General features: G+C 35.2%; 10 protein-coding genes. All 10 read left to right on the forward strand.

What is annotated here, in order from left to right:
* Window positions 1-221 precede the first annotated feature (221 nt).
* The 10 genes from BR62_RS0100255 to BR62_RS0100305 all read left to right on the forward strand — a co-directional run bounded on the left by BR62_RS0100255 (window position 222) and on the right by BR62_RS0100305 (window position 15,104).
* A complete protein-coding gene (locus BR62_RS0100255; RefSeq protein ID WP_032869262.1) occupies window positions 222-1,298 on the forward strand; it encodes a Wadjet anti-phage system protein JetD domain-containing protein in 1,077 nt (358 codons plus the stop codon).
* An 8-nt stretch (window positions 1,299-1,306) separates the two neighbouring features.
* Window positions 1,307-2,902 (forward strand): hypothetical protein, encoded by a 1,596-nt coding sequence (locus tag BR62_RS0100260; protein WP_032869264.1) that lies wholly within the window; start codon window positions 1,307-1,309, stop codon window positions 2,900-2,902.
* Window positions 2,874-3,626, forward strand: coding sequence for a DUF6063 family protein (locus BR62_RS0100265; RefSeq protein WP_032869266.1), 753 nt, complete (start codon window positions 2,874-2,876; stop codon window positions 3,624-3,626). The genes BR62_RS0100260 and BR62_RS0100265 overlap by 29 nt, the downstream gene beginning before the upstream one ends.
* Window positions 3,627-3,630: 4 nt before the next feature.
* Window positions 3,631-8,007, forward strand: a complete 4,377-nt coding sequence (locus BR62_RS0100270) for a membrane protein (RefSeq protein WP_032869268.1) — start codon at window positions 3,631-3,633, stop codon at window positions 8,005-8,007.
* 434 nt (window positions 8,008-8,441) lie between these two features.
* Window positions 8,442-8,702, forward strand: a complete 261-nt coding sequence (locus BR62_RS18870; protein WP_050498168.1) for a hypothetical protein — start codon at window positions 8,442-8,444, stop codon at window positions 8,700-8,702.
* 1,091 nt (window positions 8,703-9,793) lie between these two features.
* Entirely contained in the window at window positions 9,794-11,485 is a 1,692-nt protein-coding gene (locus tag BR62_RS0100285) for a DUF6119 family protein (RefSeq protein WP_032869269.1), read from the forward strand.
* A gap of 15 nt (window positions 11,486-11,500) precedes the next feature.
* Entirely contained in the window at window positions 11,501-12,004 is a 504-nt protein-coding gene (locus BR62_RS0100290) for a hypothetical protein (RefSeq protein WP_032869271.1), read from the forward strand.
* A gap of 381 nt (window positions 12,005-12,385) precedes the next feature.
* A complete protein-coding gene (locus BR62_RS0100295) occupies window positions 12,386-13,402 on the forward strand; it encodes an FUSC family protein (RefSeq protein ID WP_032869273.1) in 1,017 nt (338 codons plus the stop codon).
* Between the two features lie 68 nt (window positions 13,403-13,470).
* Window positions 13,471-14,487, forward strand: coding sequence for an XdhC family protein (locus tag BR62_RS0100300; RefSeq protein WP_032869275.1), 1,017 nt, complete (start codon window positions 13,471-13,473; stop codon window positions 14,485-14,487).
* The gene (locus BR62_RS0100305) at window positions 14,484-15,104 is read left to right on the forward strand and encodes an NTP transferase domain-containing protein (protein ID WP_032869278.1); all 621 of its coding nucleotides are present in this window, start codon (window positions 14,484-14,486) and stop codon (window positions 15,102-15,104) included. The genes BR62_RS0100300 and BR62_RS0100305 overlap by 4 nt, the downstream gene beginning before the upstream one ends.
* The last annotated feature ends 3 nt before the right edge of the window (window positions 15,105-15,107 follow it).

Below are 15,107 nucleotides of genomic sequence, written 5' to 3' on the forward strand. Positions count from 1 at the left end.
TATTAACATTCTAAATAAATTTGGTGGTAAATAAATAGGTGATTAACTCCCGTGTTAGTAATTGTTATTTAGAAAACTCTCCATAATGGAACCGAAAAACTGTTTGCGAATTAGTCATTTATAGTAAAACAATCTCAATGGGATATTAAGGTTGTTTTTTATAAGTGTTATTTAGAATTCTTAAATAAATAATATTTAATACTGCTAATTGAGGTGTTTGAATGAGAAGATGGGAAACATTTATCATGGAATATATGAATACATATAGAAAGACCTTTGTGAAAACGGTGGATATTGAACAATATCTTAAAACAATACTCAAACAAGAATATGATGACGGTGGTGGATATTTTAGATTTTCTTCTACGTTGAAGGATATGGTAGAAGAAGAGAAAATTCAACCAGTAAAAGCAAGAGGGCATAATCATCAGACCCCACCTGTATTTAATGAATATAGATTAGTGAAACAAGAAAGAAGAACGAATCCCACTCATATTAAAAAGTTAATGACCAACTATCCATTGTTCAATATGACTGCTTTTTATGATGAAGCAGAATTTGAAAAATGGAAGTTCTATATAGATCGAGTTCATGCATTTCTTACAAACAACAGTGATACCAAAAAGGAGATGTTTAAAGCAAATGAACGTTCCTTTGAACTATTCAGAAATGAAAAATTCCTTTTAGATAAAGAAGGAATAAAATTTTTAGCCAATTTAGGACTCACTCTATCGGATTTAAACTGTCGAAGAACTTATGAACCTTTTGTAGAGTACCAACCATACCCCTCCAGAAAGCCAAAAATCATTTTGATTATTGAAAATAGAGATACCTTCGATTCTGTAAAAGAGTTAATGATGGATGGTATTAACACATGGAGCGGAATTACCTTTGATATGGTGATATACGGGGAAGGGGATAAGATACAAAGAAGCTACTATTTCTTAGAAGAATACCAGCTAGAAGATTACGAAGTCTATTACTTTGGGGATTTAGATGCAAGAGGGATTCATATTTGTTCCGAATTGATCAAAATAGACAACAGAATAAAACCATTTACTCCTTTTTATATCGAACTGTTAAATTGTTACGGTCATGAACCTTTAACGAGAACCATCGAAAGAAAATTGAAACAAACCATTATTGACGATTCATTAAGATTATTTTCAGTTTTTTTTGAAGGGGCCTATATAGATGAACTCAAAAAATATACCAAAATTATTCAAAATGTTCAAACTTATATTCCGCAAGAAGGATTGAATTTAGCGATTCTCCGTGAATTAGGGGAAAGGAGGTAGGATTCTTTTTGAACATAAACATTGAATCCATGCTAGAAGGTTTTAACGAGCGGATGAAGCATATAGCTATGTTTTCACCCATCCTACGATTGGAACAACCAATGAAGTTTAAAGAATTACCTATTCCTACGGTTGCTCTCTATGTACTTCTTTATATGCTCGAAAACAAACTAGCATTTAATAAAAACACGACAAAAGAAGAATTGCAATATGTCATTTTAGAAGTGGTCCGACGATACTGGAATGAAGATTTTACCAAAGCAGAAGCGGACGAGCTCGAAGATTGGTTGGTTTCTAAAAACCTTCGAAACAGAGGAAAAGCTCACACATTTACGTATTACGATTTCGATAAAAGAGAAGAGAAAACTCATTATTTTCATCTGATTGAATATGGAGAAGGCACGAACGTCTTTAGTGATAGAGAAGATAGCCTAGACGATTTCACACTAACTTCAATGGGGTTGGAGCTGCTTTTCAAAACCAAAGAAGTATTTGGAGAGCTTCGAATTACTATTTCTCAATTATTCTTCAAACGACAATTTGAAAAAGGCCTTTTCACCGATGCTTTAAGAAGAATTCACGAAATGCACACTTTGATAGAGGATGAGAAAAAGCGGATTAGAAAGTTACAGTCTACTATCATCAAAGATGCTCTTGGTGTTTCTCAACGTTCTGAACTTGAAGCTATGATAAAAAGAATAGATGAAACCTTAAAAACAGAAAGAGAGCAATTCAAGGATCTGCAAAATTTGGTTGAAGAAAAAATTGATGAATATCATGAAGGCCGATTAACAGAAAAAGAACAAAAAGGAATTCATATCATCCAAGAAATTGAAGGGAAATTACTTCAGGCAATCAGCCTACACGAATCCTTATTTACCGAAAAACAAAAAACTCAAAATATTATGAGCGAATCACTCGAATCTTCCATTATCCATGCGTTTTCGGTTCATTTAGATTTTGAACAAGAAATTCTAAGAGAACTAATAGAAACTCCTACTACAGTAGAAGTGTTAAATGCAATTTCTAAACCATTTCTTCCATTGAGACATCATAAAATTTTTAACCCATTACTCGCAATATCTCCTCAAAAAAGATACAAACAAAAACAACTAAAAGAGGAAGAAATTGTGGAAGTAGACGAAGAAACAAAGAGAATGCAAGAGCAAGAAGAGACGAGGAAAAAAGAAGAAATTGAAAACAAAGAATATCGATGTATAACCGCTTTATTGAAACACTTGGTGGAAAAGGATAAGTATTTACTAAGTGATGTATTCCAAATGATTGAAACCCAAGATGAAAGTCTTTATGAGGATATTCTATACAATCCAGATCCACTGTTAGGGTTAATTGCAGAACTACATCAGTCCGAATACAATCGTTTTGAAAAAGTGACTTCAGATGTGTGGAAAAACCTCCCTGATGATAAAAAGATTAATCGAATGCTAATAAGATTGTCAAGTGAACTATCAACTTTGCAAGAAATAGGGTCCTTTAGTTTATTAGAAACAGATAAATCCCACTATATCGGAACTATGAAATATAAAGATATGTTAATTACAAGAGGTGACTTTTATGGAGTGGACACAAGATACCGTGAGTAAAGGGTTCGGTTTGTATGTGGCCTTGAGTAAAAAAGGGTTTCTTACAAGCAAAGAAGATGAATATTTTCAGTGGTATGAGGAAAGAGTCGTTCAAGATCTTATACGGAAAGTAATTGAACCTACAGGGAAAGTTATGATTTTTCTGGATGAACAAGATGGCGTTATTCAAATGGTGCCGGAGATCGAGAACGAAACCATGTCTTATACGAATGAGGATTTAAAGAAAGAATTAGTCTTTAAGAACAACAAAGAAATTCATCTATTCTACTTTATTTTGTTCATTTTAATATCAGAGTTAGAGCAACCATATGATATGGAGTTTGCTGACCGGATGTATCTCCCAATGGAAGAACTATTGGATAAAATGAATGGATACATCGAGCAGTATAAACGATTGGGCGAAGATAAATTAGAGGAATTAAGTGATAAATATGATGTAGACGTGGCTGGGATTATAGAAGCTTGGGGCAGAATGGCCGACTTTAAAGAAGGGGCTACAAGCCATATCAAAACAAAAGATAATCGACGGATGTATATTGAAAAGACATTGAGCTTCTTAGAAAAAGAAAAACTTATCAGAATAAGAGAACATACCAATATTTCTGTTACCAATAAAATGAAAAATATTATTAGTCATTATTATCACAATGTCGCGAACAAAAGCAAAATTCATGACCTATTGCTTGTAACAAAAGAAGGCACTGTTGGAGAAGAGGAGGAATGATAAAATGCCACGACTAACGAAAGTAAGAATGACCAATATCCAATTAGATGAAGGGAAGAAAATCATCTCAAACAGCTTGTGGGAACCAAACGCTAAAGATGCTCTATTTATCTTAGAAAACGGTGGAGGAAAAACGAGCTTTATTCAACTAATTACTCAAACCATCCTTCCTAACTCCAATTTAAGTAAACGCTTGTTAAAAGAAGTGGTGTATAAAGGAACAACTGGTTATATTATGACGGAGTGGAAATTGGATGGAGAAAATCTTCCGTATGAATATTTATGTTTGGGGTTTACCTATATGAATGGGGAAACCAAAACAGAAGAATTAAACTATTTCACGTATCTGTTCACCTATAACAGAGGAGACACTTTAAACATCAATACCCTTCCTACCACAGAAGACGGGAAGGTAACAAGATTAAATGAGTACCGGAAATTTTTAAGACAACACGATATTCGTATTTTTGAAGTAAATCGTGATTATAAAAAGGAATTAAAACGATTCCACCTTCTTGAAGAAGAATGGAAGATGATACAAAAGATTAACGGGGATGAAGGTGGGGTAGATAATTACTTCAAAACTGCATCCAGCACGTATGACTTATTAGTAAAACTTCTTATCCCAGAAGTGGAAAACACCATCTTTGACAGCGAAGAAAAGAAAAAAGAAATCCAAACGTACTTTAAAGAATACAGTAAGAACTTATTAAGTATTCCGGATATGAAAAGAGACTTAGAGGATTTCCAAAGGATAAAATATTCTGCAGAAGATATGATAAAAGCAGTGGAAGATTTTCAAGTGAAAAAGAAATCCTTTATGGAAACACAAAAGCATGTAGTTACGCTTAAGAAAAGCATTGAACTTCAAATTTTTGACAAGGAAGAAAAAATCATTTCCTTAATTAAGGATATTAAGAAAAACCAATCTTTAATGAATGAGACGGATTGGAAAATTGATAGTTATAAATCTCATACCTTAAAGCAACAGATCGAAGTAAAAGAAACAGAACTCACTACGGTTGAAAATAAACTCAAAATGAAAACAGCTCAACTAAAGCAAGCGGAATCATTATTAAGACAACTGGAAGCAAAGAAAGAATATGCGGATTATCTGGGTATTCATAAGAAGGTACTACAACTAACAGAAAAATTGTCTGCTTTAGCAGCAAGCGATCCTGAATTGGAAAAAAGAAGAAATGAATCTAAAAAACTCTTAACAGAAGCGCTAAATTTCCTCATTGAAGAACAACAATTTGCTTTAGTTAAGCAGAACAAAAACATTAAATATAACGAAGAAGAAATTAATCTTAAAGATAAAGAACGAAAACAATTAGGAAAGGATAAACAAGATTTATTTAGTGAGTTAAAGGATGCAAACAATCACCTAAATAACTATAAAAAAGAAAAAAAAACACTGGTAGATGAATTAGGAGAAGAAGCTGGGAATCATCCATCAATCGTGTTGAAGTCACTAGATGAACAACAAAAACTATCTTCAGCTACCATTATTAAAAAAGAAGAGGAAGGCAAATTAAACGAACAAGAAATGGCTGAAAAAAGGGGGTTTGTAACGAGTCAAAGTGTAATAATCGAAAGCAAGAAAAACCAAATCTCTTTATTAGAATCTGAACAAGAAAAATTCGAAAGGGAGAAAAAAATTTTACTCTCACTTATTTTAGAGGATGGGAAAAGTACAGAAAACACCTTTGAAGATATCGAGAAGTTTCTTCGTTATTATAAGTATTCGAGAGTGGAAGCAGAACAAAAAATAGATAAAATCAAACAGAATATTCATGACTTAACCAAGAAACTTAACCTATGGGAATCACACAATTTCTTTGTTCCGAATGAAACCTTATTAGAGGTTCAACAACATCTGGAACAAAGAGGTGTCATTACCATGTTAGGTAGTGAATGGCTATCGGAAATTTCTAATGAAGAAATGAAAAATCAGTACCTTGATTCCTATCCATTGCTTCCTTATACGTTATTGGTCGAAGAAGCAAACTTATCTGAGGTCAAAAAAGCCTTGAAAAGTTTGAATAACGAACTGTTAAACTTACCATTACTGTTTTATGTAAAGAGTAAACTTCAACTTCAAACGAAAGCTGTAGTTGCAAATAAAAATAAACTTTTCCCGCTATATAATGAGTTATATCTCTATCATCAGTTAGATGTTCAGTGGTTCGCATCCAGAGCTAAAATCCAAGAAATTATTGAAGGATTAAAAAGAGAGCTTTCTCAATATAAAGAACAATTAACTTTTGCAAAATCCACTCTTGATAATTCCAATAAAATATTAACCACATTAGAAACATTCCATACTAGTTATCCTAGTACATTCCTAGAATCCACCATGCAAGCTGTCCAGGAATTATTGGGCGATATAAAAGATTCTCATCAACGAATTAAAGATACAAACGAACAAATTAAGGTATTAGAAAATGAGAACAAATTAATTAGTGAGTTTATCTTAGATGAAAAAGTAAAACTGACAACAAGAAGGTCTCATATAAAGCATCTTCAAAGCTTTATGGAGCTTTATCCAAATCCCGAAGAGTTAGTTGAAAAAGCAAAAAATCTAAAAGACCAACATGACCAATGTGAGACAAAAATAAATCTTTGTGAAGAAGAATTAATACAGCTACGTGATACATTAGATAGACAGAAGGATAAGAAGCGGAACATTGAATCTGTTATGAGTGGATTTGAAAAAGAAAGAAAACAACACCAATTAAACGAGAATCTCGAACCTTCTGATTGCTATACCAGTGAAGAAAAAGATGAGTACGTGGCCCGTTTTAATGCAGTTCAAAAAGAATACTCTAATAAAGACCAAGCGAAAAGTCTTCTTGAACAAAATCATTTAGACAAAATTAATGAACTTGGTAAATCCGAAAGACGAATCAATAATATCGGATTTACTCTAGAAGAAGTAAAAGGGTTTTATGCTGAAGAAGTTAACCTAGAAGAATCCATTATTAAACAAAAAGATATAGCAAACACACTATCTATCTCCGTAAAGGAAAGTGAGTTTAAACAGAGAGAAGTAAAAGAAAATATTAGACTGAAAACAGAACAATTAGATTCCAATAAGAAAGAAATTGAAGACAAGTATGAAAAAGAAGTATTTCTTTATGATGAGTGGCAGCACAAAGAGGAATTCCATCGCTACAATCAGTCAAAAGAACAACTGGGGACAATCAATAAGGAACTTGGATATAAGAAGACACTATTGGAGAATTCTGTAATAGATGCTGAAAAAGCTATGGTACACATGCAGAGTGAAAATCTTCCTTTGTATCTTGAAAGATTTGGATTAATATCTGAAGAAGAAATCATTGCTAAGTCAAAAACCTATCAAAAATATGCACAAACTCATTCTAATGAGTACTCAACAAAGTTGGAAAAGTTAGAAAAGAGCAAAAAAGGTGTATATCTATCATTTGAAACTTATGTAAATAAGATTCAAGAATCTAATAACCCGAAGACCGAACAATTTGCGAATGGTTTTTCAAAATTGAAAACAAGCGACCAATTATTTGATTTTGATTTTATTTTAGAATCGTTTAATCGCATCTTTGACACCATTAATGCTTTTGAAGAAGACTTATATCGAAAGATTGCAGAATGTGAAAAGGATAAAGTGAAAATAGTAGAATTATGTTTCCAACGTGTAGAATCCATTTATAAAAATGTAACCGAAATACCTAAGTTTTCCAAAGTGGAAGTATTTGGCCATGAATTGCAATTGATTAAAATGAGATGGGAACGTTTAAATGATGAAACCACTCTAGGTAATTTACATTATCATGTTCAAATAACACTTGAAACTTTACAAAGAATGAAACGAGAGAACAAACCAGAAAATGAAATGAATGAGTACCTAGTAGAAAGACTGGACAACGTGGTACTTTTAGATAAAATTGCTCCTATCAAGAAGTGCTTTGTAAGTATCTATAAACCACGAAAAAAATCTCTTATGACAACCAGTGCAGAAAACTGGAAACCTTGGGATGAAGTTTCTAAATGGTCTGGTGGAGAAGAATTTAGTTCTTATATGTCTATGTTTATGATACTTGTAACGTATTTACGTAAAAAGGTAAACGCTAAAGACGATTCCTGGAAAGTCATTATTGCAGATAATCCCTTTGGTAAAGCTTCATCAGAACACGTAGTAAAACCAATAATGGAACTAGCTAGAAAGAGTAAAATACAACTGTTTTGTTTAACGGCTCATAACAACGAAGACATTCGTTCTCGCTTTGAATGTGTTATGAGCAATCGCTATTACAATACAGCTGGTATTGAACTACTTCAAGTGAAACACAAAGAAAAAGGAGTATCACTCGGATTGTATGCTTATGAGCATGATTAATATTTTATGAGGGTCATGTAGGCCTCTTTATATATAGGATTTAGAGGTTTCAAATATGTCGAAAGTAGCCATTAACTTACGAGTAGAACAAGAAATGAAAGAGTGTTGGTGATGGAAACAACTATTCATAAAGAGATAGCGAATTCCCACTCACGGACCTCATGAAGTGTCCGGCACGTGGTACAGGAATGGTCATTGGGCGAATAAAAATAAACTGAAAGACGGGATAAAAAATTTTTAGAGTATTATATTTGTGGGACTTGGGAGAAACAAAAGTTCAACCGATTGTCGCTCAAATCGTGTAAGAACTGACTATGCAGATAAGTATGTAATAAAAAAGTTATTCAATATAGCTAACAATGATGTTCTCACAAATTAAACTGTTGAAAGAGAAGGAGAGAGGTTTCTCACCACTTCAACATGAATACGAGACGTTGAAAAAGGAACTGGAAGCCAATCAGCAAAGAAGAGAAAAAGTCCTTTTGTACGAAGATAATTTGTTTCAAAAAGAAGACCTTGTACAACGTTTATCTACTTGGAATGAAGAAAAAGAACGTCTTGAAGAGAGACTCTCTCCTATTGAATTTCAAAGGGGGGAAAGGCGGTACCTGATATTTTTAATGATGAAACAGGTCATGCAGAACTTCAAAGGTGCTATCAAGAATCATTGGCTGGGGAGCAAAGGAAAAGGCTAAGCATCTACTCGTCCGTCAAACTAACAGCAATGAGAACCGACAGATTAATACAATGCAAATACAACTCAATAAAGAAGTTGCAAACACTTCACCTTAAAGGGGAGAGGATTCATCTATTAGGGATGAGTTTTCTCCCCCTTTTTCTATTTTAATGGACCTATGAAAAGAAGCAAATCAATTATGAGGTTTATTAATGTTTTCAGGAATTATATGGAGGAGCATTACCCACATTTAATATGGAAGGACTGGGAAGCATACGTTAGAACTCTTTCAGTGGATGACATAAGAAACGAAGAGGTTAAGGCTACTTATCCCACAAGAGCACAAACAAGAACTAACTTGTTGGGATTCTTCTATGATGGCAGTGCATCGAACGTTGTATACTTATTAAGGTTAAACAAGGTCAGAAGGATATCGGAATTGGTCTATTGAGAGATGGCTATCTTTCTAAGCCTATTAGCTTTATGGGAATAAGTGGAATTAGGAACAGTAGCACAATCAAATATGTGTTTACATGTCAGAGAGGTTTGCTATAAAAGAGTGTTCGTCTCTTTCTTCGTGTTTGATTTTACGGTAAAGGAGGTGACCCTCATGACACCAATTGACTTGTTTAAAGCAGGAGTGGTGTTTGACCTGTCTATTTACATATATGTGGAGAAAAACACTGAATTAACGGAGTTATCACAAAAAACAAATAGGAGCCATCGATAATAGTATTAATTAAGATATTGGATAATTTTCAAAAAATACAAGGTAATTATCAAGAGAAATTTATAGAATATCAAAATATTGGCGAATAAACAGACAATTTTACCCTCTATAACACCGAGAATATGGTAATATTAGAGAATGAAAGAGAATTGTAAATTTTAAAAAAGAAATTGGGATATAGATTTGTGGATGAGGAGAATTTACAAGACTTAGTTACTCTTAGGATTGGTCTCAGACATGAACATGATATTTAGCTTCATTATTGTTTGAAGAGCATCCAAAGAACAATATGAGCTTCAGTCGGAAACGTTGAACAAGGACGATACCCTTATTATGTGTAACCTGCTAGAAGCTTAATATCAGAGGTAGGGGGAAGAGGAATGGAACTAAGTATCTATAAGCAGGTAGCTGCAAGGGATGATTTTATCCAATATTTACGAGAAAAAGAAATGCATAGAATTGGTGAAAGTAAAACATATACAAGTAGAGTCATGATAAATAAGGAGGAAAAAGTAGAACAAGTTGTTATCGATTTTTTCTTTAAGTTAGATTCTGAGCAGACAGTTGAAATAGAGTGGGCTAACTATTGGAGTGGTTTTTTTGGAGATGAGTCTAAAAAGACAAAAACTGTTGAATCGGCTTTTGGAATGATTATTCTTGAGTTGGATAATCATTTATATGCTATTTCCTTAGGAAGAGGTCATAGCTATGCTAGTAACTTTGCTGATATGGACTTTGGCTTCGATATAGCAGAGATAATTCATGATGAAACTTCTATTGAGGTTAAGTCTGCTAAGTTCTTTAAACAATCAAAGAATAAATCTCTTACTCAGTACAATACAAATTCATACGTGACATCAGAGATTGGAGAAAGTCATGAATTGCTAGTAAGTAAGATTAATATGGACGACAAATATTCAAGCTTCCTGTTATATTCGTATGAGGATAAAATGCGGTTTGGTTCAGCTGTAAAATTAGAAATAAGTGATTATACTCCAGGGAATATTATCGATATTGTCCATGAGTTGCACTATATATATTTATATGAAGAAAAGTCAGGAAGTTTGCCAAGAATGAATTTTCTAAAAAATAATGAAGATAACCAACCTATGATTTCTGATTTAAATCGTATGTTATTAGAAGCAATTAAGTCGAGAGAGCCAAGTGTAAGCCTATCATATTTTATGGAAGATGATGGGGGTATATTAATAGAACCAGCAAAAGATGACAGTGTAGAAATTATTTATGATAGAAGAACTCATCTGCTTGATTCTTACTCAATTGAATCTATAGGTCAAAAAATTGATGAGATTGATTGTACTGATGTATCTAAGGTTTCAATAAGACCGATGTCTGACAAAGGTAGCCAAATTAGCTTACTGAAAATCTTAGACTACAGCACTGAATACCGGAGGAAAGATTATTGTTTATATAGAGGGAAATGGGCAAGTTTCAATAAATCTTATATGGATTTTATTGAGCGAGAAATAGTTAAGGTTAATGAGTGTGCAATCTTTATTCCAGGTTATAACCTTACTGATGATGCATTAGAGAAAGGAAGGGAAATTCAAGCATCAAATATTGAAGAATATGACCAAGTAGCGTATGCGGAATATCCTTTTAACATTTATTTAAAAGATGTTTTTAATTATATTTTACTTGATAGAAAGAAAGGTCAACATTTTTATAAAAGCGTTGAGTTTGCTGACCTTTATGATGTTAAAGAAAATGCTCTGATTCATGTCAAAATTGGAAGTACCCCTGATATTCGTTACTGTATCCAGCAGTCGGTTCATAGTGCTGAAATATTTAATACGCAAAGTGATGCATTAGAAGTTCATGGTATAGATAAAGTTAAAAAAGTATCAATGCTTTTAGTGTTGCAGTCTGAAAATATCATTTTAGAAGATGGAACAATCGATTTCTCAATTAACAAATCAATTTACCTCAAGATAGAAATCATCGAGTGGCTAACAAAAATGAGAATATTAGGATATATCCCTGAGATTTTAATTGCTAAAGATGTCAGAGAAACCAAAATTAAGGCAAAGGAAGAGGTTTCTACCACATAAGGGAGATAATAAGGAATGAATCACCATCAAGTTAGCGTTGCTGCAGAGTCGTTTACTGCCGCACTATTTGCCTGGGCTGGATTCGATATTTCTGTTCAGTATGGTCCCAACCAACCAGAGTATGATTTAGTAGTTGTCAATGGCTCACAAATGCTTAAAGTATCTGTAAAAGGTAGTCGGGACGGTGGTTGGGGGCTTACACAAAGTTATAAAAAAGGTAGAACATATCATGAAGCTGCGGATATGTGGGTTAATAAACATACTGCCAAAACTATAGTAAGCCTTGTACAATTTAAAAATGTTGATATTGTCCGAGGAGAACTACCTAGAGTATATTTGGCTACTCCTCATGAAATTGGGATACGACTTAAAGAAAGTCGGCGAGGGGTTGGAGAAACAATTTTAAAAGAAAAACATACTTGGAAAAGTGGAATAGCAGTAGGACATGTCGATAAAATTCCTGATAGTTGGAAATTTAGTAAAGAGAGAATAAATGACTTGTTAAAGTCGTCACTTTAACAAGTTATTTAATAAAACCTCATTTAGATACACAGCGGTAGGCCGTATCATAAATAAATACTTAAAATTTAATTAGAATAAATATATAAAACGTCTAGAATAAACCTTTTTTATGTAATTAAGTCTTGAACACCAAAAATAGAATTGATTATAGCTCCCATCCCGCCAAACTTGCAGCCTCAAGTTTCCTAAAGCCCCTTTGCTGCAAAGAGTCGTCAATAATGCATCATTTTCCAATATTTGATAACCCTAAAAAGAAGCTGTGATTCAAGAATCCCCCCCCTGAATCACAGCTTCTTTTCGCATTTCCCACATGTCAGTATAAATCCCTTTGCGTCACGGAAACCTAGTGGAAAAGGTTTCTGAAAGGAGGGGCGTATGATGAAGAAAAGTAAAAAAAATCAAAATAAAACATCCTTGGTTTGGAAGATGGCGATTGCCTCTGCGGTTTCTTGGGAAGCGGCAAAACTGGCGGGCTCTGATCACCCCTATTTAGCGCCTCTTTCTGTTATTTTATGTTTGCAGCCAACGATAGATCAGTCGATTCGCTTTTCTTTTCATCGTATTGCGGGAACTGCGATTGGGATCATGTTAACGTCCTATCTTTTCGGTCACTTGCCAATGAATGGCTGGATGCTGGGGCTGTTCCTATTAGGCGGTACTTACATTGCGAAGTGGTTGCGAATAGATGTAACGGTTTTACATCAGGTAGCGCTCACCATTTTGTTGGTCTTTACGTTTGAACGAAACGCTAAAGATTATGCATTCGACCGAATCATCGATACGGTAATCGGCGTCATCATTGCCATTCTGGTTCACATGTTCCTTTTTCCGCCGGACTACACAAAAAAGGCAGCGGACTCTTTTCAAACATTGGCTCGTCAGCTTTCCGGCACACTTTCAGACCTTTCCAAATGGGTTCAATCAGAGTGGGGACAAGGAAAAGGAAACCTCATGGCGTATAGAATGAACAATCTTCTGCAAGAGCTGCATACGGCAAAAGAGATGCTGCAAACAGCCTCTGACAGCTTAAAATTCAACCCCGTCAGAAAAAAACATAAAAACATCATTTCAAGCTATCAAATAGAGATGCAAAAGTTGAACGCCGGATTTGAGTATCTATCAAATATAGTGAAAACGTTAAAAGAATGGGAAAAAGAGGGGGAGTTATCTTCAAGTGACAAAATAGAGCTGGCCAATGATTTACAAGTGCTAAGTGAATACTTTGCGGGTTTTAAAGGAATACAGCAGGGTGAAACAGACAATTGGAAACAGAAGGAACAGAGCGTGTTATTGGAATCTCTCCGTTCCGACATGCTGTCGCACCCGCCGCCCGGTCATAAGGTCTATAAAGACTCTTTTTTTTTAGAAACGAAAAAATTGCTGAAGCGTTTGTAATGTTTTCTGGAAAAAAAGAATATGGATTTACAGATGCAGATATGATCAGGTAAAACGGGGGACATGAAATGGATGATATACACCGGATTTTGGATGTCATCGCCACTTCTAAAAAAGCTAAGGTACTGGCTACCATTATTAAAACAGAGGGGTCCGCTTATAAGAAAGAAGGGGCTTCGATGTTGATTTTAGGGGATAAAACAAGAGTCGGAATGTTATCCGCCGGTTGTCTGGAAGAAGATCTCGTTGAACGGTCAGAACAGGTCTGGGCTGCAGGGGAGCCGTTGATTGTCCGCTTTGATATGAGCGCGGAAGACGATTTATCCTGGGGACAGGGCATTGGCTGTAATGGTGTTTTGACGGTTTTACTTGAGCCTGTAAAAGGGGAATTGGAAAGACATCTGATGACAGTCAAGACATGCTTAGATGAAAAAAAGTCTGTGACCCGAATGAAACGATTCACGGGAACGTTAGAGCCCAAGGAAGATCTGTATATAGCTGAAGACGGCAGCGTGTTTGGAACCGGGGATGTGATGGAACAAGGCCGTATTCAAAAACTGAGACAGACGGAAAAGGGAATCAAGAGGGATGAACATACCTCTGATTTATTTTTTATCCATCAGATGGTGCCAAAACCTTGTTTATATGTCTTCGGAGCAGGGGAAGATGCGAAGCCGTTAGTTTCTTTGGCAGCTGGCACTGGCTTTCATGTGACGGTGATTGACTGGCGTCCCGCTTTATGTCATCACGGCCATTTTCCTGAAGCCGGCCATTTGATAACAGGAGCACCGGAAGAAGTCATGGAAGGCCTGAGCATGACCCAAAGAGATTTTGTTGTCATTATGACACACAGCTTTCAAAAAGATCAGATCATTTTACATACATTAAAAAACGAGAATGTGTTTTATAAAGGTGTATTAGGCCCCAGAAGGCGCACTGAACGGCTATTAGGAGGAGCTGAGATTCCGGAGGATATTCATTCCCCTATCGGACTTCCCATCGGGGCACAGGGCCCTGAAGAGATTGCTGTAAGCATTGTCGGCGAGATGATAAAAAAAATGCGAAAACAAAGGTCTCTCTTATGAAAACAGCAGCCATTTACCTGGCAGCCGGTACAAGCAGACGCATGGGGACGGATAAGCGAAGTTTAGTTCTCAATGGAGTTTCCCTTGGAAGTATGGCTCTTAAAAATGCCTTGTTATCTGAATTAGATCATATTTTCGTTATTACGGGAAAGGGAGATCCGCTGCATTGGCTTTCGGATGTTTTCTTTTTAGATCCCATATCAAATAAGTGGAGTCAGGCAGAATGTGAGCAAGCGGATAAGGGCCAAGGCCATTCTATACAATGCGGTTTACAAAAAGCGGCAGAGTATGAGGCTGACGCCGTTATCATTCTCCTTGCAGATCAGCCGTTTGTCACCGCAGATATCATCAATACGTTAATTGATTCCTATCAAAAGGAGCCCTGTTATTCATTTATCGCCGCTGAAAATCATAATCTTCCTATGCCCCCCATTTTATTCTCAAATCAATGTTTTCCGGTATTGCATCAGTTAAAGGGAGATCAGGGCGCCCGGCATGTCATCCGTGAAAGTATGATCAATACGGGAAAAATGATCAGCTTTCAAGACCCTTTGCTTTTTTATGACGTCGATACAGTTGAAGATTATACGCTGCTGCTGAATAAATTCGGGGAGTGAATG

Source organism: Bacillus sp. UNC69MF (genome assembly GCF_000746035.1).
Lineage (GTDB): Bacteria > Bacillota > Bacilli > Bacillales > Bacillaceae > Bacillus > Bacillus velezensis.